The 19,061-nt window shown below is 68.8% G+C and carries 21 protein-coding genes, 2 tRNA genes and 1 riboswitch; of the genes, 18 read left to right on the top strand and 5 right to left on the bottom strand.

Going from position 1 to position 19,061, the window contains the following annotated elements; genetic code table 11:
• Nucleotides 1-60 precede the first annotated feature (60 nt).
• From gatC to ACQG07_RS01180, 4 genes are all read left to right on the top strand, one after another.
• Nucleotides 61-360: an Asp-tRNA(Asn)/Glu-tRNA(Gln) amidotransferase subunit GatC gene (gene gatC / locus ACQG07_RS01195; protein ID WP_064295120.1), complete on the top strand. Its 300-nt coding sequence runs from the start codon at nucleotides 61-63 to the stop codon at nucleotides 358-360.
• The gene (gene gatA, locus ACQG07_RS01190) at nucleotides 357-1,868 is read left to right on the top strand and encodes an Asp-tRNA(Asn)/Glu-tRNA(Gln) amidotransferase subunit GatA (protein WP_064295121.1); all 1,512 of its coding nucleotides are present in this window, start codon (nucleotides 357-359) and stop codon (nucleotides 1,866-1,868) included. Before gatC ends, gatA begins: the two co-directional genes overlap by 4 nt.
• Nucleotides 1,869-1,871: 3 nt before the next feature.
• Complete coding sequence (gene gatB, locus ACQG07_RS01185; protein WP_426736933.1) at nucleotides 1,872-3,371, top strand: Asp-tRNA(Asn)/Glu-tRNA(Gln) amidotransferase subunit GatB; 1,500 nt, start codon at nucleotides 1,872-1,874, stop codon at nucleotides 3,369-3,371.
• 115 nt (nucleotides 3,372-3,486) lie between these two features.
• Nucleotides 3,487-4,083 carry a hypothetical protein gene (locus ACQG07_RS01180; protein WP_426736932.1) on the top strand — a complete coding sequence of 199 codons (597 nt, stop codon included), beginning with the start codon at nucleotides 3,487-3,489 and terminating at the stop codon, nucleotides 4,081-4,083.
• On the opposite strand, the gene ACQG07_RS01175 is transcribed toward ACQG07_RS01180, so the two are convergent.
• The gene (locus ACQG07_RS01175; protein ID WP_426736931.1) at nucleotides 4,054-5,379 is read right to left on the bottom strand and encodes an acyltransferase family protein; all 1,326 of its coding nucleotides are present in this window, start codon (nucleotides 5,377-5,379) and stop codon (nucleotides 4,054-4,056) included. The two genes, ACQG07_RS01180 and ACQG07_RS01175, sit on opposite strands and share 30 nt — an antisense overlap.
• A gap of 82 nt (nucleotides 5,380-5,461) precedes the next feature.
• Here ACQG07_RS01175 and dinB point away from each other — a divergent pair, with 82 nt between their 5' ends.
• The 6 genes from dinB (at nucleotide 5,462) to ACQG07_RS01145 (ending at nucleotide 10,774) form a co-directional block, all read left to right on the top strand.
• Nucleotides 5,462-6,760: a DNA polymerase IV gene (gene dinB, locus ACQG07_RS01170; RefSeq protein ID WP_426736930.1), complete on the top strand. Its 1,299-nt coding sequence runs from the start codon at nucleotides 5,462-5,464 to the stop codon at nucleotides 6,758-6,760.
• 9 nt (nucleotides 6,761-6,769) lie between these two features.
• Nucleotides 6,770-7,099 (top strand): hypothetical protein, encoded by a 330-nt coding sequence (locus ACQG07_RS01165; protein WP_079705686.1) that lies wholly within the window; start codon nucleotides 6,770-6,772, stop codon nucleotides 7,097-7,099.
• A 50-nt stretch (nucleotides 7,100-7,149) separates the two neighbouring features.
• Nucleotides 7,150-7,258: riboswitch (TPP riboswitch) on the top strand.
• Nucleotides 7,259-7,294: 36 nt separating this feature from the next.
• Nucleotides 7,295-7,924: an ECF transporter S component gene (locus ACQG07_RS01160; RefSeq protein WP_086473536.1), complete on the top strand. Its 630-nt coding sequence runs from the start codon at nucleotides 7,295-7,297 to the stop codon at nucleotides 7,922-7,924.
• An 86-nt stretch (nucleotides 7,925-8,010) separates the two neighbouring features.
• Nucleotides 8,011-9,408, top strand: coding sequence for an ABC transporter ATP-binding protein (locus ACQG07_RS01155; RefSeq protein WP_274499776.1), 1,398 nt, complete (start codon nucleotides 8,011-8,013; stop codon nucleotides 9,406-9,408).
• Entirely contained in the window at nucleotides 9,405-10,205 is an 801-nt protein-coding gene (locus tag ACQG07_RS01150; RefSeq protein WP_124769159.1) for an energy-coupling factor transporter transmembrane component T family protein, read from the top strand. The genes ACQG07_RS01155 and ACQG07_RS01150 overlap by 4 nt, the downstream gene beginning before the upstream one ends.
• Nucleotides 10,202-10,774 carry a hypothetical protein gene (locus tag ACQG07_RS01145; protein ID WP_426736929.1) on the top strand — a complete coding sequence of 191 codons (573 nt, stop codon included), beginning with the start codon at nucleotides 10,202-10,204 and terminating at the stop codon, nucleotides 10,772-10,774. Before ACQG07_RS01150 ends, ACQG07_RS01145 begins: the two co-directional genes overlap by 4 nt.
• A gap of 161 nt (nucleotides 10,775-10,935) precedes the next feature.
• Here ACQG07_RS01145 and ACQG07_RS01140 read toward each other — a convergent pair.
• Together ACQG07_RS01140 and ACQG07_RS01135 are read right to left on the bottom strand one after the other, a co-directional pair.
• Nucleotides 10,936-11,008 (bottom strand) — tRNA-Arg (locus tag ACQG07_RS01140).
• A gap of 30 nt (nucleotides 11,009-11,038) precedes the next feature.
• Nucleotides 11,039-11,263: an SCO4848 family membrane protein gene (locus ACQG07_RS01135; RefSeq protein ID WP_229938567.1), complete on the bottom strand. Its 225-nt coding sequence runs from the start codon at nucleotides 11,261-11,263 to the stop codon at nucleotides 11,039-11,041.
• Nucleotides 11,264-11,315: 52 nt separating this feature from the next.
• On the opposite strand from ACQG07_RS01135, the gene orn reads away from it, so the two are divergent.
• The 4 genes from orn (at nucleotide 11,316) to nadE (ending at nucleotide 13,381) form a co-directional block, all read left to right on the top strand.
• Nucleotides 11,316-11,936 carry an oligoribonuclease gene (gene orn, locus ACQG07_RS01130; protein ID WP_426736928.1) on the top strand — a complete coding sequence of 207 codons (621 nt, stop codon included), beginning with the start codon at nucleotides 11,316-11,318 and terminating at the stop codon, nucleotides 11,934-11,936.
• A 50-nt stretch (nucleotides 11,937-11,986) separates the two neighbouring features.
• Nucleotides 11,987-12,062: transfer RNA gene (locus ACQG07_RS01125), tRNA-His, on the top strand.
• A gap of 55 nt (nucleotides 12,063-12,117) precedes the next feature.
• Complete coding sequence (locus ACQG07_RS01120; protein ID WP_079705689.1) at nucleotides 12,118-12,468, top strand: metallopeptidase family protein; 351 nt, start codon at nucleotides 12,118-12,120, stop codon at nucleotides 12,466-12,468.
• A gap of 91 nt (nucleotides 12,469-12,559) precedes the next feature.
• The gene (gene nadE, locus ACQG07_RS01115; RefSeq protein WP_426736927.1) at nucleotides 12,560-13,381 is read left to right on the top strand and encodes an ammonia-dependent NAD(+) synthetase; all 822 of its coding nucleotides are present in this window, start codon (nucleotides 12,560-12,562) and stop codon (nucleotides 13,379-13,381) included.
• Between the two features lie 69 nt (nucleotides 13,382-13,450).
• Here the strand turns inward: nadE and ACQG07_RS01110 are convergent, their stop codons facing one another.
• Both ACQG07_RS01110 and ACQG07_RS01105 read right to left on the bottom strand, forming a co-directional pair.
• Nucleotides 13,451-14,113 (bottom strand): hypothetical protein, encoded by a 663-nt coding sequence (locus ACQG07_RS01110; RefSeq protein ID WP_426736926.1) that lies wholly within the window; start codon nucleotides 14,111-14,113, stop codon nucleotides 13,451-13,453.
• A gap of 133 nt (nucleotides 14,114-14,246) precedes the next feature.
• Complete coding sequence (locus ACQG07_RS01105) at nucleotides 14,247-14,447, bottom strand: hypothetical protein (protein WP_124769165.1); 201 nt, start codon at nucleotides 14,445-14,447, stop codon at nucleotides 14,247-14,249.
• A gap of 282 nt (nucleotides 14,448-14,729) precedes the next feature.
• Between ACQG07_RS01105 and ACQG07_RS01100 the strand changes: the two genes are divergently transcribed.
• The 4 genes from ACQG07_RS01100 (at nucleotide 14,730) to ettA (ending at nucleotide 18,988) form a co-directional block, all read left to right on the top strand.
• Entirely contained in the window at nucleotides 14,730-15,194 is a 465-nt protein-coding gene (locus ACQG07_RS01100) for a single-stranded DNA-binding protein (RefSeq protein WP_159878434.1), read from the top strand.
• A gap of 22 nt (nucleotides 15,195-15,216) precedes the next feature.
• Nucleotides 15,217-15,741, top strand: coding sequence for a DUF6993 domain-containing protein (locus ACQG07_RS01095; RefSeq protein WP_241160868.1), 525 nt, complete (start codon nucleotides 15,217-15,219; stop codon nucleotides 15,739-15,741).
• Nucleotides 15,742-15,846: 105 nt separating this feature from the next.
• On the top strand, nucleotides 15,847-17,292 hold the full coding sequence (locus tag ACQG07_RS01090; RefSeq protein ID WP_426736925.1) for an amino acid permease: 1,446 nt from the start codon (nucleotides 15,847-15,849) through the stop codon (nucleotides 17,290-17,292).
• Nucleotides 17,293-17,305: 13 nt separating this feature from the next.
• Nucleotides 17,306-18,988 carry an energy-dependent translational throttle protein EttA gene (ettA, locus tag ACQG07_RS01085; RefSeq protein ID WP_085510665.1) on the top strand — a complete coding sequence of 561 codons (1,683 nt, stop codon included), beginning with the start codon at nucleotides 17,306-17,308 and terminating at the stop codon, nucleotides 18,986-18,988.
• The last annotated feature ends 73 nt before the right edge of the window (nucleotides 18,989-19,061 follow it).

The raw sequence follows: 19,061 nt of genomic DNA, 5'->3' as shown, positions 1-19,061 counted from the left end.
CGACCACGTCCCTGGCGAATAGACTGGAGCGACCGCCACCGCTACACGTACGGGAGACGCATGTCGGAAATCACTACCGAGCAGGTCGCGCATCTCGCGAACCTCGCTCGAATCGCCCTGAGCCAGGACGAGATCGCCCACCTCACGACGGAGCTCGACTCCATCGTGGACAACATCCAGAAGGTGCAGCAGGTGGCCACGCCTGACGTCCCGGCGACGAGCCACCCGATCCCACTCGAGAACGTGTACCGCGACGACGTCGTCGGCAACACGCTCACGCGGGAGCAGGCGCTGCAGAACGCGCCGGAATCGGCCGACGGTCGCTTCAAGGTCTCGGCGATCCTGGGGGAGGAGCAGTGAGCGGGTTGATCGGTCTCACGGCAGCCGAGCTGTCGAGCAAGCTGCGCGCTGGCGAGGTCTCCAGCGTCGAAGCCACCCAGGCGCACCTCGACCGCATCGCGCAGGTCGACGGCGACGTTCACGCCTTCCTCCACGTGTCGGACCACGCACTCGACGTCGCCGCCGACATCGACGCACGCCGTGCCGCGGGCGAGGACCTCGGCGAGCTGGCGGGCGTCCCGCTCGCCATCAAGGACGTGCTGGTCACGACGGACATGCCGTCCACCTCGGGGAGCAAGATCCTCGAGGGGTACCTGTCACCGTTCGACGCGACCGTCGTCGCCCGGTCGCGTGCCGCCGGTCTCGTGCCGCTCGGCAAGACGAACATGGACGAGTTCGCCATGGGCTCGAGCACGGAGCACTCCGCGTACGGCCCGACCCACAACCCGTGGGATCTCGACCGCATCCCCGGCGGTTCCGGCGGTGGCTCCGCTGCCGCGGTCGCCGCGTTCGAGGCGCCCATCGCCCTCGGCAGCGACACCGGCGGGTCCATCCGCCAGCCGGCGCACGTGACCGGCACGGTCGGCGTGAAGCCGACCTACGGCGCGGTCAGCCGCTACGGGGCGATCGCGCTCGCCTCCTCGCTCGACCAGGTCGGGCCGGTCAGCCGCACGGTCCTCGACTCGGGCCTCCTCCACGACGTCATCGCCGGGCACGACGCCCTCGACTCCACCTCGCTCCGCGACGCCTGGCCGTCGATGGCCGCTGCGGCCCGCGAGGGCGCGCGCGGCGACGTGCTGCGCGGCCTCCGGGTCGGCGTCGTCACCGAGCTCAACGGTGAGGGCTTCCAGGCCGGCGTGAAGAGCCGCTTCCAGGAGGCGCTCGCGGTACTCGAGGCGAACGGTGCCGAGATCGTCGAGGTCTCCGCTCCGAACTTCGAGTACGCCGTCGCCGCCTACTACCTCATCCTCCCCGCCGAAGCGTCGAGCAACCTCGCGAAGTTCGACTCGGTGCGCTTCGGCATGCGGGTCACGCCCGAGGGTGGCGGCACGGTCGAGCAGGTCATGTCCGCGACGCGCGAGGCCGGTTTCGGTCCCGAGGTGAAGCGACGGATCATCCTCGGCACGTACGCGCTGAGCGCGGGCTACTACGATGCCTACTACGGCAGTGCCCAGAAGGTCCGGACGCTCATCCAGCGCGACTTTGCGGCGGCGTTCGACCAGGTCGACGTCCTCGTGAGCCCGAGCGCCCCGACGACGGCGTTCAAGCTGGGCGAGCGTATCGACGACCCGCTGGCGATGTACCTGAACGACGTCACCACCATCCCGGCGAACCTCGCCGGCGTGCCCGGCATCAGCGTGCCGATCGGGCTCGCCCCGGAAGACGGTCTGCCCGTCGGCATCCAGTTCATGGCGCCAGCACGGGAGGACGCCAGGCTCTACCGGGTCGGCGCCGCTCTCGAGGCGCTTCTCGAATCGACGTGGGGGCACACCCTCATCTCGCAGGCACCCGCTCTCGGAGGTCGGTAACCCATGGCCAAGGACAAGCTCCTCTCCTACGAAGAAGCCCTCGAACTGTACGAGCCGGTGCTCGGCTTCGAGGTGCACGTCGAGCTGAACACCAAGACGAAGATGTTCTCCTCGGCGCCGAACGGCTTCGGCGACGCTCCGAACACGAACATCTCGCCGGTCTGCCTCGGTCTGCCCGGGTCGCTCCCGGTCGTGAACGAGCAGGCGGTGCGGTACTCGATCAGCCTCGGGCTCGCCCTCGGCTGCTCGATCGCACCCTCGAGCCGTTTCGCGCGGAAGAACTACTTCTACCCCGACCTCGCGAAGAACTACCAGATCTCGCAGTTCGACGAGCCGATCGCCTTCGAGGGCTCGGTCGAGGTCGAGCTGGCGGACGGCATCATCGTGACGGTGCCGATCGAGCGCGCGCACATGGAGGAGGACGCCGGCAAGCTCACGCACATCGGCGGTTCCACCGGCCGTATCCAGGGTGCCGAGTACTCGCTCGTCGACTACAACCGCGCGGGTGTGCCGCTCGTCGAGATCGTCACCAAGCCGATCTACGGCACCGAGCACCGGGCACCCGAGATCGCGAAGGCGTACGTCTCCGCGATCCGCGACATCGTCGTGGCGCTCGGCATCTCCGACGCGAAGATGGAGCGCGGGAACCTCCGCTGCGACGCCAACATCTCGCTGCGCCCGCGTGGACAGGAGAAGCTCGGTACGCGCACGGAGACGAAGAACGTCAACTCCCTGCGTTCCGTCGAGCGCGCCGTCCGCTACGAGATCCAGCGGCAGGCGGCGATCCTCAAGGACGGCGGATCCATCGTCCAGGAGACGCGGCACTGGCACGAGGACACCGGTGCGACGTCCGCCGGCCGGCCGAAGAGCGACGCCGACGACTACCGGTACTTCCCGGAGCCCGATCTGCTCCCGGTCGTGCCGTCGCCCGAACTCATCGAGGAACTCCGAGCGGCACTGCCCGAGCAGCCGGCCGTCCGTCGTCGTCGGCTGAAGAGCGAATGGGGCTTCACCGACCTGGAGTTCCAGGACGTCGTGAACGGTGGTCTGCTGAACGAGATCACGGCCACCGTCGAGGCCGGCGCCGCTCCGGCCGCCGCACGGAAGTGGTGGACGGGCGAGATCTCGCGGATCGCGAACCAGCGCGATGTCGAGGCGACGAGCCTCGTGTCACCCGAGCACGTCGCGGCACTCGCGGCGCTCGTCGAGGCCGGAACGCTCAACGACAAGCTCGCACGCCAGGTGCTCGAGGGCGTCATCGACGAGGAGGGCACTCCTCAGGAGGTCATCGACGCTCGCGGTCTCGCACTCGTGTCCGACGACGGTCCGCTGATCGCCGCCATCGACGAGGCACTGGCCGCTCAGCCGGACGTCCTCGCCAAGATCCGCGACGGCAAGGTCCAGGCCGCCGGCGCCGTGATCGGCGCCGTGATGAAGGCGATGCGCGGACAGGCCGACGCGGCGCGTGTGCGCGAACTCGTCCTGGAGCGCGCCTCGCAGTAGCGGTCACCGCTGCACCCTCGGGCCCGCGCCACCGTCGATGACGGCGGCTCGGGCCCGATGTCGTCGGCCAGGGGAAGCCCTGGTGCCGACTGCTGGCCCGACATACACTTCCGCCATGCTGGTCGAAGGCACCATGCGGTGGCAGGTCACGGAAGACGCTCCGATGGCCCTCATGCTGGCGCTCGCGTTCCGCGACATGGCGGGGCTCGGCGATCGATGCGTCGCGCAGCTTCCGGCAGTCACGCCGGGGCTGGAGCGGGTCGACGTCGCTGGCCTCGACCTCGACGCGCTCGCGGTCCAGTTCGACGGCTGGTGGACCGGGATCGCCCGTCGCGACACGCGCCTCTTCATGGCCGAGGTCCGCCCACCACACTTCGAGGTGTTCGATCGAGCCCTCGACCTGCAGGAGCTCGCCTACCGGGCGTACGACGAGGCGCACCGGTGGGCGGCGGCTCGCATCCGGGAGTACGAGCGTGCGCTCGCAGGCCGGTCGCCGAGCCGCCTCACCGACGTCTACGAACTCATCCGCGAGCGCCAGTTCGAGTTGCGCCGGCAATCCAGCTCGTTCCGGTTGGACCTCGAGGTGCTCCCGATCGACCGACCGGGGGCCTGGGTGGTCGCGCCCGACACGATCGTGGTCAGTGAGTCGCTCCGGGACGACCGGGAGGCCTTCCGTGAATGGCTACGGCCGCTGGTCCACGGCCTGGTCTGATCCGCTCGCGACGCGCTCGACCGGCCGACGGGTCGGGTTCAGGAGCACGACCGCGATGATCGAGCCGACGGCGCCGGCAGCCGCCATCGCGGCGGTGAGCGGGTGGGAGATCTCCGCGAAGGGCATGATGAAGGCGCTCGCGAGCGCGATCCACACGGCGACGTGTGCAGGCTTGCGCTCCGGGTCGAGGCGCAGCTTGCGGGGGTGCTCGACACGGCCGAGGAGTGTGCCGACGCCCGCGAGCAGAACCGCGACGACGAGCAGTACGACCGGTCGGGTCCACCACCATGCCGCACTCAGCGGTTCCGCGAAGGGGATGCCGAGGGCGAGCTGGAGACCGGCGACCGCGATGATCAGGGGGAGATGCCAGAGGTACACCGTCATCAGCCGGGACCCGATGAGGAAGACGACCGCTCGCGCGGCGCGGGTCCGCATGATCGCCGTGAGCAGCGGGTGCGCCAGGGCGAGCAGGGCGAGCTGCCCGACGCCGAGGACGACGAGGGGGAGGGTCGGTGGGTTGAGGTTGCCGAGCATGCTGGTCGAGTACGGCAGCCAGGTCGTGATCGGCACGAGCGCACCGTAGGAGACGAGCACCACGGCCACGAGGACGAGGCGCGGAACGGAGCGGAGACGTCCGTCGGCCAGGAAGAACCCGAACTGCTGCAGCAGCGGCCAGACGAACACCAGGTTGACGAGACCGATGCCCAGGAGACCGGTCGAGTAACGGACGACGTCGACGAGGATCACGCCGGCCAGCAGTGCCGCACAGGTCAGGACGGGGTGGCGGTCGTGGCAGGTGGCGAGGAACGGGGCGACCGCCTGGCACAGCAGGTAGGCGGCCAGGAACCAGAGCGGGGAGCCGACGCCTGCGGCGACGGCCTCGATGATGGCCGGGTCGACACCGAGCGCCCCGGCGAGCCACAGCCCCGCGGCGAGGAAGAGCAGGACCGGGATCGTCGGCAGGGCGAGTCGGAACACCCGGGACCGGAGGAAGTCGCTGGTCCCGCCACCACGTCGGACGGTGCTGCGCCAGCCGGTGATCGTCGCGAAGCCGCCAACGATGAAGAACAGCGGCATGATCTGGCCGAACCAGGTACCCGTGTCGAACCACGACTGCTGCTCGAGCGCTCGGGAGATGCCGATCGTGCCGTCCGGCTCGACGGCCACCGCGACCATCAGGAGGTGGACGATGACGACCGTCACGACGCACGCGACGCGCACGAGGTCGAGGGCGAGGTCCCGCCCGGAGAGGTCTGGGACCGCCGGGGCCGACCCGGTCCGCGTTCGCGTGCTCATCGCCGGACAGCCTAGCGTCGCCGGGCCCTCCCGCCTCGGCCCTTGTGGAGAGCGTGTCGGAGGCGACTGAGACAATGGAGGCATGAGTCGGCAGGATGGAGCGTCGCGTCGCGTCTCGGCGCACGATGCCGACGACAGCGGTACCCCCATCCTCCACGTCGACATGGACGCGTTCTTCGTCTCGGTCGAGCTCTTGGAACGGCCCGAGCTGCGCGGTCTGCCGATCATCGTGGGAAACAAGGAGGGGCGGTCGGTCGTCACCTCCGCCAGTTACGAGGCTCGCCGGTACGGCGTGCGAGCGGCGATGCCGGTGTCCCAGGCGATGCGCCTCTGTCCGAGCGCCGTCGTGTTGCCACCCCACCACGGCAGGTACCGCGAGTACTCCGACCGGGTGATGGAGGTCTTCGAGTCGGTCACGCCGCTCGTCGAGCCGCTGAGCATCGATGAGGCCTTCCTCGACGTGTCCGGCGCGGTCCGGTTGCTCGGGAGCCCACGGACGATCGCGGCGCTCGTGAAGCAACGGGTCCTCGACGCGACCGGTCTGCCGTGCTCGGTCGGCTTGGCATCGACGAAGTACGTCGCGAAGCTCGCCTCCGGCCTGTCGAAGCCCGACGGCCTGCTGGTCGTGCCCGCCGACGAGACCCTGGCGTTCCTCCACCCGTTGCCGGTCGGCGCGCTGTGGGGGGTCGGTGGTCGGACGGAGGAGCAGCTGACGAACCGGGGCATCCGGACCATCGGTCAGCTCGCCTCCACCCCGCTGTCGATGCTCCAGCGCGCGGTCGGTGAGGCCTCCGGTCGCCGACTCCTCGAGCTCGCGAACGGGATCGATCCGCGCGGCATCGAGCTGGCACGACGCGAGAAGAGCGTCAGCCACGAGGTGACCTTCCCGACGGACGTCTCCGACCCGACCATCCTCAAGCGCGAGCTGCTGAACCTCGCCGGTCTCGTCGCGATCCGGCTCCGGAAGGGCGGCTACGCCGGCCGGACGATCAGCATCCGTGTCCGCTATGCGGACTTCAGCGTCATCACGCGGTCGCGCACCATCGGCGAGGCCACGAACGTCGGGCGTCGGGTCTACGACGAGGCGGCGTCGTTGTTCGACGACCTCGATCGCGGTGGGCGTCTCGTGCGCCTCGTCGGGGTGAAGGTCGACCAGTTCGTCCCCGCCGATGAGGCCGGTGCCGGGCTCTGGGACCCGGACGAGGAGTGGCGTGAAGCCGAGCAGACGATCGACCGGGTCGCGAGCCGGTTCGGCGATCTCGCGATCGCTCCCGCCTCCCTCCTCGGCAAGCCGAGGCGTCGCGGACTCGGCAGTCGCGGAGACTCGCAGGGTGCTGGGAGCACGGATCAACCCCTTGGACCGGTGGATACCGAGCGGTAGCCTCGCGGTATGACGAATCTCGTGGAGAAGCTGGCAGAACAGGCGAAGGGGCTCGGCGTGTCCGCAGCCTACGGGGAGCAGCAGGACGTCGACGGCACGAAGCTCGTGCCCGTCGCGCTGACGTACTACGGCTTCGGCGGCGGCTCCGAGGGCGACGGCGACGACGCCCCGAGCGGCGGTGGCGGCGGTGGCGTCTCGATCCCGGTCGGTGCCTACATCAAGACCGACGAGGGTCTCCGTTTCGACCCGAACCTCATCTCGCTCATCGCCGTCGCGATCCCGTTCATCTGGGTGAGCGGCAAGGCTCTGGCCGGCCTCATCAAGGCCCTCAAGAAGTAGCCCTCCCCGTCGAACCCCTGTCGTGCGAGTGCGCACGGCAGGGGTTAGACTCGTGCCACCACGGGAGTCCGGTGAACCGGGCTGAGAGGAAGGTATTCGCCTTCGACCGTCGAACCTGATCTGGATCATGCCAGCGCAGGGAGACCATTTCTCGCTATCCCGTGCTCTTTTCCGTCTACAGGAAGGGCACGTATCGTGTCAGCATCGACCAAGATCTCACCCTCTGAACGCGCTGCGTCGCGGACCTTGCGCTGGAGGGTCGTCGACATCGTCGTGGTCGCCGTGCTCGGCGTCGCGACCGGCCTCATCTTCTGGGCGTGGAACACGCTTGGATCACTCTGGTACGCGGGTGCCAGCGCCGTCACGCCCGGTTTCGGCGGGATCGCCGTCGGGATCTGGCTCCTCGGCGGGGTGCTCGGCGGACTCATCATCCGGAAGCCCGGCGCAGCACTCCTCGTCGAGACCATCGGTGCGATCGTCTCCGCCCTCATCGGCAACGCATGGGGCGTCACGACGGTGTACTCCGGCCTCGCTCAGGGCCTCGGTGCTGAGCTGGTGTTCGCGGCGCTCGCGTACAAGCGCTTCGGCCTCGTTCCGGCGATCCTCGCCGGCGCCGGCGCCGGGGCCGGCGCGTGGCTCCTCGAGCTCGTGATGTCGGGCAACCTCGAGAAGGGTGTCGAGTTCAACGCGATCTACCTCGGTTCGCTGCTCGTCTCGGGCGCGATCCTCGCCGGTGTCGTCGGCTGGGCACTCGTCAGGGCACTCGCGTCGACCGGAGCGCTCAGTCGGTTCGCGTCGGGGCGGGACGCTCGGCGCGAGGTCTGATCGTGCCGGGAGCGGCTGGGACCGGTCCGGCGCGCGTCGTCGCGCGGGACTGGGGGTGGCGTCATGCCGGTCGGAAGGCCTGGGCGGTGCGCGACCTCGACCTCGTGATCGAACCGGGCGAGCGGGTCCTCCTCCTGGGGGCGTCCGGTGCCGGCAAGTCGACGCTGATCCACGCACTGGCCGGCGTCCTCGGCGGTGCGGACGAGGGGGAGTCCCACGGCTCGCTCCTCGTGGACGGCGTTCCGCCTGAACGAGCGAGGGGTCGTATCGGGCTCGTGCTGCAGGATCCCGATTCGCAGGTGATCCTGTCCAAGGTCGGCGACGACGTCGCCTTCGGCTGCGAGAACCTCGGCGTCGAGCGCGAGGAGATCTGGCGCCGCGTCGACGCCTCGCTGGAGGCCGTCGGACTGGACCTGCCGCTGGACCACTCGACCTCGGCGCTGTCCGGGGGTCAGAAACAGCGGCTGGCCCTCGCCGGCGTACTCGCCATGCACCCCTCGCTCCTCCTGCTCGACGAACCGACCGCGAACCTCGACCCGGCCGGGGTGGCCGAGGTGCGGGACGCCGTCGCTCGGCTGGTCGATGACGGTTCGTCCACCCTGGTCGTCATCGAACACCGCGTCGACGTCTGGCGCGAGCTGATGACCAGGGTCGTCGTGCTCGACGCCGACGGCGGTGTCCTCGCCGACGGGCCACCCGACCTCGTCCTCGACGACGTCGGGCAGCGCCTGGCCGATGCGGGTGTCTGGGTGCCGGGCATCCCGCTGGGGTTGGCCCCTCGTCCGGTGTCCGGCCCATCAGCGGCGGTCATCACGACCGACGACCTGGCGATCGGTCGAACGCGGAAGCAGCCGGTGCAGGAGCGCCTGGGGCTCGCGGTGCCCGAGGGCGCGGCGACCGTCATCGTCGGCCCCAACGGCGCGGGGAAGTCCACGCTCGCGCTCACGCTGGCGGGACTGCTGCCGGAGATCACGGGGACGGTGACCGCCGCACCGCAGCTCGCCGGCAGGCTGGGATCCCGGCCGATCCGCTGGAAGTCCACCGAGTTGCTCACACGCATCGGGACGGTCTTTCAGGATCCCGAGCACCAGTTCGTGTCATCGACCGTGCGGAACGAGCTCGGTGTCGGCCTGCAGGCCCTCCGCTGGTCCCGGACCGCCATCGACGAGCGGGTCTCCGAGATCCTCGAGGCGCTCGGTCTCGGTCGTCTTGCCGAGGCGAACCCGTTCAGCCTCTCGGGCGGTCAGAAGCGCCGGTTGTCGGTGGCCACCGTCCTCGCCGCCCGGCCGGCGGTCATGGTCCTCGACGAACCGACGTTCGGGCAGGATCGACGCACGTGGTTGTCACTCGTCCGCCTGCTGCAGCACGAGCTCGAGCGCGGCGCGACGATCGTCTCCGTCACGCATGACGCGGGGGTCGTCGAACATCTGGGCGACCATCGCATCCTCCTCGAACCGCTGGAACTCGGGAGGCGGGCCGCATGACGAGCCTCACGGCAGCGGACCGCTCGACGGTGTTGCACCATCGACCGCCACTCGACCGCGTGAATCCGGTGACGAAGGTGCTGGCCGTCCTCATCCTGTCCGTCCCGTTGCTGCTGACGATCGACTGGGTGAGTGCGAGCACGGCGGTGCTGCTCGAAGTGATGCTGTTCCCGCTCTCCGGCCTGCGGTTCACCGCGCTGCTGAAGCGGGCACTGCCGGTGCTCGTCTTCGCGCCCATCGGCGGGATCAGCATGCTGTTGTACGCGAAGCCGGGAGGGACGGAGTACCTGTCGCTCGGGTTCGTCAGGGTGACGGACAACTCGATCGAGCTGGCGGTCGCCGTGACGATCCGCGTGTTGGCGCTCGGTCTCCCGACGATCCTGCTCTTCGCGCGGGTGGATCCGACCGATCTGGCCGACGGCTTGTCCCAGATCACGAAGCTGCCGTCGCGGTTCGTGCTCGGGATCCTTGCTGGCGCGCGGATGCTCGGACTCTTCATCGACGACTGGCGCAGTCTCGCGCTCGCCCGTCGTGCCCGTGGGCTGGGGGACCGGGGAGTGGTCCGGCGGTTCGCGTCCATGGCGTTCGTGCTGCTGGTGTTCGCCATCCGCCGCGGGAGCAAGCTCGCGACGGCGATGGAGGCGCGGGGGTTCGGGGCACCGAACGAACGCACCTGGGCCAGACCGTCCCGCCTGGGCCGGGCTGACCTCGTCGCCGTCCTGGTGACGATCGTGATCATGGCTTTCGCGCTGTCCACGGCGGTCCTCGCCGGCACGTTCCGGGTCGTGGGCCAGTGAGCGCGGTTCCGCCGGTCCTGCTCATCGACGGACGGTCGGGCACGGGGAAGACGACGCTCGCCTCCTCGGTGGCGTCCGCATTGACGGCCAGCACGGTCGTCCACATGGACGACCTGTATCCGGGGTGGGAGGGGCTCGACGAGGGTGCTCGACTCCTCGTCGAGTGGATCCTCACACCGTTCTCCGAGCGGCGCGCGGGGGAGTGGCGGCGCTGGGACTGGGAACGGTCCGCCCGTGCGGAGGCGCACCTCGTGCCGAGTGACCGTCCACTCATCGTCGAGGGTTGCGGGTCGTCGTCGCGGGCGTCGCGAATACTCGCCGACACGGTGCTGTGGCTCGACGCGCCGGTGGTCCAGCGCACCGACCGCCTCATCGGGCGCGGTGACGGCGTCGACTGGCTCGCCGAGTGGACCCTCCAGGAGGACGCCTTCATCGAGCGGGAGCGGCCCGACCTCGATGCGGGTCTCCGCATCGAGGCGACGGGTGCGGCAGCCCAGGTCTCCGCGCTCGTCCTCGGCGCCCTCCGGCGCGACCACGCCGAACGCTGGAGCCCCTGGCTCCGTCCCTGAGACCCAAGGTTCGGGTTCCCGGTCCCTGAGCTTGTCGAAGGGTCAGGTCTCGGGTTCCGGTCCCTGAGCTTGTCGAAGGGTCAGGACTGGGGTTCCGGTCCCTGAGCTTGTCGAAGGGTGAGGTCTCGGGTTCCGGTCCCTGAGCTTGTCGAAGGGTGAGGTGCCCCCGGCAGGATTCGAACCTGCGACCAAGAGATTAGAAGGCTCCTGCTCTATCCCCTGAGCTACGGAGGCGGGCGTCGTCCAGGATACCGCAGCGGTGTCTCAGGCGCCGACGCCGAGGAGGCCGAGGACTCCGAAGACGAGCGACAGGGCTGCGAGGACGAGGGCGATGCTGATGAGGATGACGTGGACGCGCAGGAACGTCGTCGCACGTCCCTGATCGTCGCGGGCACGCGGGTCGGCGACGATCCGCTTGAGGAAGCGGGGCCAGACGACGACGTTGTAGACACCGTTGACGAGTAGCAGGGCGGAGATGGCGATGATCACCGCTCGAGTCTACGGAACCGGCGGCGTCGGTCGTGCTGAGTAGACTCGACCCATGAGCACAGCTGGGGACCGTCTGGTCTGGATCGACTGCGAGATGACCGGACTCGAGCTGGAGGTCGACGAACTCGTCGAGATCGCCGTCGTGATCACCGACTTCGAACTGAACATCCTCGACCCGGGTTACTCCGTCGTGATCAAGCCCGATCAGTCGGCACTCGACAACATGGGTGAGTTCGTGACGAACATGCACCGCACGTCGGGGCTGCTCGAGGAGATCCCGAGCGGCGTGAGCGTCGCGGACGCCGAGTTCCAGGTCATCGAGTACATCCAGCGCTTCGTCCCCGACGAGTCGAAGGCGCCGCTGGCCGGGAACACCATCGGGACCGACCGAGGATTCCTCGCGCGGTACATGCCGCGGCTCGACGCCCACCTGCACTACCGCAACGTCGACGTCTCCTCCATCAAGGAACTGGCCCGTCGGTGGTATCCGCGGGTCTACTTCAACGCCCCGTCGAAGCACGGCGGACACCGCGCGCTGGCGGACATCCTCGAGTCGATCCGTGAGCTCGCCTACTACCGCGGAGCGTTGTTCGTCGACCTCCCCGGCCCGTCCTCCGACGACGCGAAGCAGGTTTCGGAAGCGGTCGTGTCACGGTACGCCCCAAACATGTAATAGACTCGTCCAGTCGCTTGTGACGCGGTCTCCGCGGAGCAGGTCGCATGGTGGGTATAGCTCAGTTGGCAGAGCGCCTGGTTGTGGTCCAGGAGGTCGCGGGTTCAAGCCCCGTTACTCACCCCATGTCGTACAGAAGCCGGAGGATCCCTCCGGCTTCTGTCGTATCCGGGGAGCGGGCATGTTGGAGCTGGACACCGAGGCGTTCGAAGCCCTCGTGGTGGACGAACTCGACCGCTTGCCCGACGAGATGGTCGACGGTCTCGACAACCTCGTCTTCGTCGTCGAGGACCGCCCTGAGAACGGCACGCTCGACACGCTCGGGCTGTACGACGGCGTCGCCCTGACGGAGCGCGACCGCTACGGATTCGGTGAGATGCCCGACCGGATCATCGTCTACCGCGAGCCGCATCTGGCGGCGTGCGAGACGCTCGACGAGCTCGCCGACGAGATCCACACCACCCTGGTCCACGAGATCGCGCACTTCTACGGCATCGACGACGAGCGGCTGCACGAGCTCGGCTGGGCCTGAGACCCGTCTCGTCCACCGAGCCGTGTTTCCGGTGTGTTGCAAGTGCCTCGGAGTTCCGGGTGCGCCTCCGGTGAGCGAGTAGCCTGGGGACATGCGCGAGATCCAGGCCCGCATCATTGCGGAACTCCATGTCAGCCCCACGATCGACCCGGCGGTCGAGGTCCGTTCCCGGATCGACTTCCTGAAGTCGTACCTGCGGACGACGCACTCGAAGGGGTTCGTGCTCGGGATCAGCGGTGGACAGGACTCGTCGCTCGCCGGGCGCCTGTGCCAGCTCGCGGCGGAAGAGGTCCGAGCCGAGGGCGGAGAGGCCCGGTTCGTCGCCGTCCGTCTGCCATACGCCGTGCAGCACGACGAGGACGACGCCCAGTTGGCGCTGTCGTTCATCCGCCCGGACGACTCCGTCGTGTTCAACATCCAACGTGCGGTCGACGGGTTTGAAGCCGAGTACGCGGATGCGACCGGCGAACCCCTCAGCGACTTCGTCAAGGGCAACGCGAAGGCGCGCGCACGGATGGTCGCGCAGTACGCGATCGCCGGTCAGCAGGGGCTCCTGGTGGTCGGGACGGACCACGCGGCCGAGGCGGTCACCGGCTTCTTCACGAAGTTCGGCGACGGCGGGGCCGACGTGCTCCCGCTCAGTGGCCTGACGAAGCGTCAGGGGCGTGCGCTCCTCGAGTCGCTCGACGCTCCGGAACGCCTCTACCTGAAGGCCCCGACCGCCGATCTCCTCGACGGCACCCCCGGCCAGACCGATGAGGAGAACCTCGGGCTCAGCTACCAGCAGATCGACGACTTCCTCGAGGGGAGCGAGATCGATCCGGTGGCCGCCGAAGCGATCGAGGCCCGGTACGCGGCGACGGAGCACAAGCGGCAGGTCCCGGTCAGCAAGTTCGACACCTGGTGGTGCTGACCACGCACCCCTGACACGAAGACGGCGGCCCGATCGGATGATCGGGCCGCCGTCTGTCAGTCGCGGTGGTCAGCTGACGCTGGACTGCTTGCGTTCGGCTTCCAGGACCGCGACGTCGTCGATGATGCGCTGCGTCGTGCTGGTGTTGATCGTGCCGCCCGTGGAGCGAGTGATGTCGCCGGGCCGTGCAGCCGGGGCGGTGGACGCGGGCTTCACAGCGGCGTACTGCTCGTGGTGCTGCTTGGCGACCCACGACTCCTGCTCCGCGACGAGCGCCTGTTCCGATCCTGTGGACTCGGCGCGCCAGCGACGGAGGTCCCCGTCGAAGTCCTTTCGGGCCCGTGCCGGCTTCTTCGACCACTCGACGAGGCGGTCGCGGAAGTCCTCGACCACCGGGTCCAACTCGTACCCGAACGTCGCGGAGTTGCGCTTCATCTCGTGGAGCTGGTGGTTCGCCCAGTCCGCGGCGACGGCCGCACCCTTGATCGGGCTGAGCCGCACGAGGGTGTCGGCCTGGGCGACGGCCCGATCGCTGAGCACCTGCTCCTGCGGGGTGAGCGAGTTCCAGACGCTGGCCTCGGTGGCGGCGTCGACCAGCGCCAGGATCGCGACGTTCTTCTGCTCTCGATCGCGCTGGTCCACGATGGCTCGCAGCGCACGACGGCTTGCGCCGGCGGCGACGAGAGAGGACACCACGACGGCCACGATGAAGAGGGCCGCAGCGAACAGCATGGGGCGGACCTCAGCTGAGGTCACCCACTCTACGAAGTCATTCCACCACTGCATGGGCCGCAGACTACCCCTCGTTCGGGCGTGAACACGGGCGACGCACCGGGGTCGACGGGAACGGCGGGAGGGTAGCCGCTCAGTTGCGGAAGGCGTCGATGGCGACCGCGAGATCGCTGAAGCTGCCCAGCGGGGCGTACTCGAGGACCGCCGGTCGGAACCGGTTGGCCCGGTATTCAGGAACGCCGTCCGCTCCGACGGCCTCGATGTTGCCGAGCACGCGGCCGTCGGGGGTTGTCACGCGCCAGTAGCCGGGACGGATGCTCAGGGCGTTGGGCATTGGACTCCTCGTGCGCTGGTGGGGCGATGCCGGACTGGGACTGCCGGCTGGTACTCGTCAGCGTATGCGGGGCCACCGACATCGGCCCTGGTCAGAGCGGAGCGAGGGTCCTCCACAGCGAGGTGCGCGGTTGTGGACATCGACGAGGGTCGCCCGGCTCGACACGGGGCCCACGGGATCGGTGAGGCTGGCAGTGCGTCCGGGGTGGCGATCGGCACGGACCCGCCCCGGACGCTTCCGCGATCCACCGCCAGGATCGTCGGACCGACAGGAGAGGAACCCATGAACGACCAGATCACCGTCTGCGGACACGTCGCGACAGACCCCAAGCACCATCGCACGACGTCCGGGCTGGACATCACCAGTTTCCGCCTGGCGTCGCAGCAACGTCGGTACGACCAGAAGCAGGGTTCCTGGGTGGCGCAGGAGACGAACTGGTACACGGTGAGCGCCTTCCGTGGATTGGCGACCGCCTCCGCCACCTCGCTCGTCAAAGGACAACGCGTGATCGTGCTCGGCCGGTTGCGGATCCGCGACTGGGAGCAGGGTGAGCGACGAGGGACGTCGGTCGACATCGAAGCCGATCACATCGGGCCCGACATCGGCTGGCAACCGAAGGGGTCCGGTGAGTCGCCGGTCGGAGCGGGGGTGTCTCCGGCGCCCGCCGCATCCGAGTCGACCGGTTCCGGTTCCGGAACCGGAACCGGGGAGTGGGCGTCGGCACCGCCGCAGGACACGCCGTTCTGACGCGCCGCGTAGACTGCTCGACGTGCAGAAGAGCCTCCGCGACCGCCCCGTCTCAGCCGTCACCTCGATCCGTCGCCGCACGTCGATCGCCGGCGTCCGGGTCGGCGTGGTGCTCGGCCTGCTCGGCATCGCCGTGACCGGCTGCTCCCAGCCCGCTCCCGAGCCGACGGCCACGCCGAGCCAGACGCCGACCGCCACTGAGACGGCTCCGGCGGCGCCCGTGCTGCTCCCCGAGGGCACCGCCACCGACAACCTGCCGTTCTTCGACGCCGTGAACGCCGCCACGCTCGCCGCGAACCCCGCCGCTGGCGGCCAGGCGATCATCGACGGTCTCGTCGCCGCCGGCTTCCCGAAGGCGGAGATGGAGGTCTCCTCGGACACGACGAGCATCGGCGAGCCGGCCGACTCGATCCAGTTCGCCATCCGGTGGCAAGGGCAGTGCATCCTCGGGCAGAACGGGCCGGCGACGGGGTATCACTCGTCGGTGGTGTCGCAGCTCGACACCGGGCGATGCCTCATCGGGGTCACGCGCGCGATCGACTGGTAGCGCCGCCGACCACTCACGGGCTGGTGCAAGCCGTGGGCATGCCATAACCTGACATTTCAGATATCGCTACCTCCTAGGTGGCTCGATCCGGAATCGAGGGCTTGCATGACCGCCAACCCATCACCTGGCGGGGAACCTGCCACCGAGGCCGTCTTCCTGGCCGAGGAACGTCTGGCCGTGGCGCCGACGGCTTTGGCGCATACACTCCAGCCTCGTCATCTGGCGCTGATCGCCCTCGGCGGCATGATCGGCGCCGGGCTCCTCGTGGCGTCGAGCACGGCGATCCTCGCCGCAGGGCCCGGCGTGATCCTCGCGTACGCCCTGGCCGGCGTGGTCGTGGTGCTCGTCATGCGCATGCTGGGGGAGATGGCCTCCGCATCGCCCGAGACCGGGTCGTTCTCCGCCTACGCCTCGCGCTTCATCGGCCCCTGGGCCGGTCTCGCGATCGGATGGCTCTACTGGTGGTTCTGGGTCGTGGTCGTCGGCATCGAGGCGACGGCCGCAGCGCAGATCGTCAGCCAGTGGGTGCCCGGTCTCCCGCAGTGGATCCCGGCGCTCGCGATCACCGTCGCGTTCCTCGCCGCCAACCTCGTCTCGGTGAAGTCGTTCGGTGAGTTCGAGTTCTGGTTCTCGTCGATCAAGATCGCGGCCGTGGTCCTGTTCATCGCGCTCGGATCGCTCATCATCGTCGGCGTCGTCCCGACCGAGACGGCGACCGTCGCCAACCTCGCTCCGACCGACGGGGGCTTCCTGCCGTTCGGTATCGGCGGCGTCCTGGCGGCGCTGCTGCCGATCATCTTCTCGATGTTCGGTGCCGAGGTCGCCACGATCGCGGCAGGAGAATCGGTGGACCCGAAGGGTGCCGTCCGGCGAGCGGTGAACTCGGTCGTCTGGCGGATCCTGCTGTTCTACATCGGTTCGATCCTGGTCGTCCTCATCGTGGTGCCGTGGACGGAGATCACGCCGGGGATCAGTCCCTTCGTCACCATGCTGCACGCCGCCGGGATCCCCGGTGCCGGGGTGGCGATGGACATCATCGTCTTCACGGCCCTGCTGTCGACGCTCAACGCCTCGCTGTACACGGCGTCGCGCATGCTGTTCTCACTCGGCGGCCGCGGGGAGGCCCCGCGAGCGGTCCGCGCGACGACGCGACGCGGCACGCCGGCGGTCGCGATCCTGTGCTCGGCCGTCGTCGGGCTCGTGTGCGTCCTGTTGAACTACCTCGCACCGGACGAGGTCTTCACGTTCCTCGTCAACTCCACCGGCGCGATCGCGATCTTCGTGTGGATCGTGATCGCCGTCGCTCAACTGCGCAGTCGACGGTTCGACCAGGTCTGGGCGTCGGAGAGCAGCGACCGCGCCGGCGGGATCCGCATGTGGGGACACCCGTGGCTCACGCTCGTGGTCGTCGTCGCGCTCGTCGCGCTGCTGGTGTCGATGTTCTTCGGCGGACCCGCGCGGCTCCTCGAGGTGACGACGAGTTGCGCGATCGCGGCGGCGGCCGTCGTCGCGGGCGTCGTCGTGCAGCGCAAACGGAGGGTCCGCCCGTAGACTGGACGGCGACATGGCTGAATACATTTACTCGATGGTCCGCGCCCGCAAGGCGGTCGGCGACAAGCTCATCCTCGACGACGTGACGATGGCGTTCCTGCCCGGAGCGAAGATCGGCGTCGTCGGCCCGAACGGTGCCGGTAAGTCCACGATCCTGAAGATCATGGCGGGGATCGACACCCCCTCGAACGGCGAGGCGAAGCTCACGCCGGGCTTCAGCGTCGGCATCCTCATGCAGGAGCCGGAACTCGACGAGGACAAGACGGTGCTCGAGAACGTCCAGGAGGGCGTCGGCGAGATCAAGGGCAAGATCGACCGCTTCAACGAGATCTCGCTCGCGATGGCCGAGCCCGACGCCGACTTCGACGCCCTGCTCGCCGAGATGGGCGTGCTGCAAGAGGCGATCGACGCCGCCGACGCCTGGGACCTCGACTCGCAGCTGGAGCAGGCGATGGACGCCCTGCGCTGCCCGCCGTCCGACGCCACGGTCGCCCACCTCTCCGGTGGCGAGAAGCGTCGCGTCGCACTGTGCAAGCTCCTCCTGCAGAAGCCCGACCTCCTGCTCCTCGACGAGCCCACCAACCACCTCGACGCCGAGAGCGTGCTCTGGCTCGAGCAGCACCTCGCTCAGTACGCGGGCGCCGTGCTCGCCGTCACCCACGACCGGTACTTCCTCGACCACGTCGCAGAGTGGATCTGTGAGGTCGACCGCGGTCGCCTCTACCCGTACGAGGGCAACTACTCGACCTACCTCGAGAAGAAGGGCGAGCGTCTCAACGTCCAGGGCAAGAAGGACGCGAAGCTCGCCAAGCGACTCGCGAGCGAACTCGAGTGGGTCCGCAGCAACGCGAAGGGCCGCCAGGCGAAGTCGAAGGCTCGTCTCGCTCGCTACGAGGAGATGGCGACGGAGGCCGAGCGCACCAGGAAGCTCGACTTCGAGGAGATCCAGATCCCCGCCGGTCCGCGACTCGGCTCGACGGTCCTCGAGGCCAAGAAGCTCGAGAAGGGCTTCGACGGACGCGTCCTCATCGACGACCTCTCCTTCAGCCTCCCGCGCAACGGCATCGTCGGCATCATCGGCCCGAACGGTGTCGGTAAAACCACGCTGTTCAAGACCATCGTCGGCATCGAGCCGCTCGACGCCGGTGAGCTCAAGGTCGGCGAGACCGTGAAGCTCTCCTACGTCGACCAGTCCCGTGGGGGCATCGACCCCAACAAGACGCTCTGGGAGGTCGTATCCGAAGGGCTCGACTACATCCAGGTCGGCAACCAGGAGATCCCGTCCCGCGCCTACGTGTCGACCTTCGGGTTCAAGGGCCCGGACCAGCAGAAGAAGGCCGGCGTCCTCTCGGGTGGTGAGCGCAACCGACTGAACCTCGCGCTGACGCTCAAGCAGGGCGGTAACCTCCTGCTGCTCGACGAACCGACCAACGACCTCGACGTCGAGACGCTCTCGAGCCTCGAGAACGCGCTCCTCGAGTTCCCGGGTTGCGCTGTGGTCATCACCCACGACCGGTGGTTCCTCGACCGCATCGCGACGCACATCCTGTCGTACGAGGGCACCGAGGAGAACCCGTCGAACTGGCACTGGTTCGAGGGAAACTTCGAGTCCTACGAAGAGGACAAGATCAAGCGCCTCGGACCGGACGCGGCAAAGCCGCACCGCTCCGCCTACCGCAAGCTCACGCGCGACTAGGACTCGTGCGAACGGCCCATCGGCTTCTGCCGGTGGGCCGTCGTCCGTTCACGACCCGTACGTCCCCGACCCA

Source organism: Plantibacter sp. 2H11-2 (genome assembly GCF_050031945.1).
In the GTDB taxonomy this organism is placed as follows: Bacteria; Actinomycetota; Actinomycetes; order Actinomycetales; family Microbacteriaceae; genus Plantibacter; species Plantibacter auratus.
Note: the sequence above shows the minus strand (reverse complement) of the source record. Positions and strands in the feature narration are given on the sequence as shown.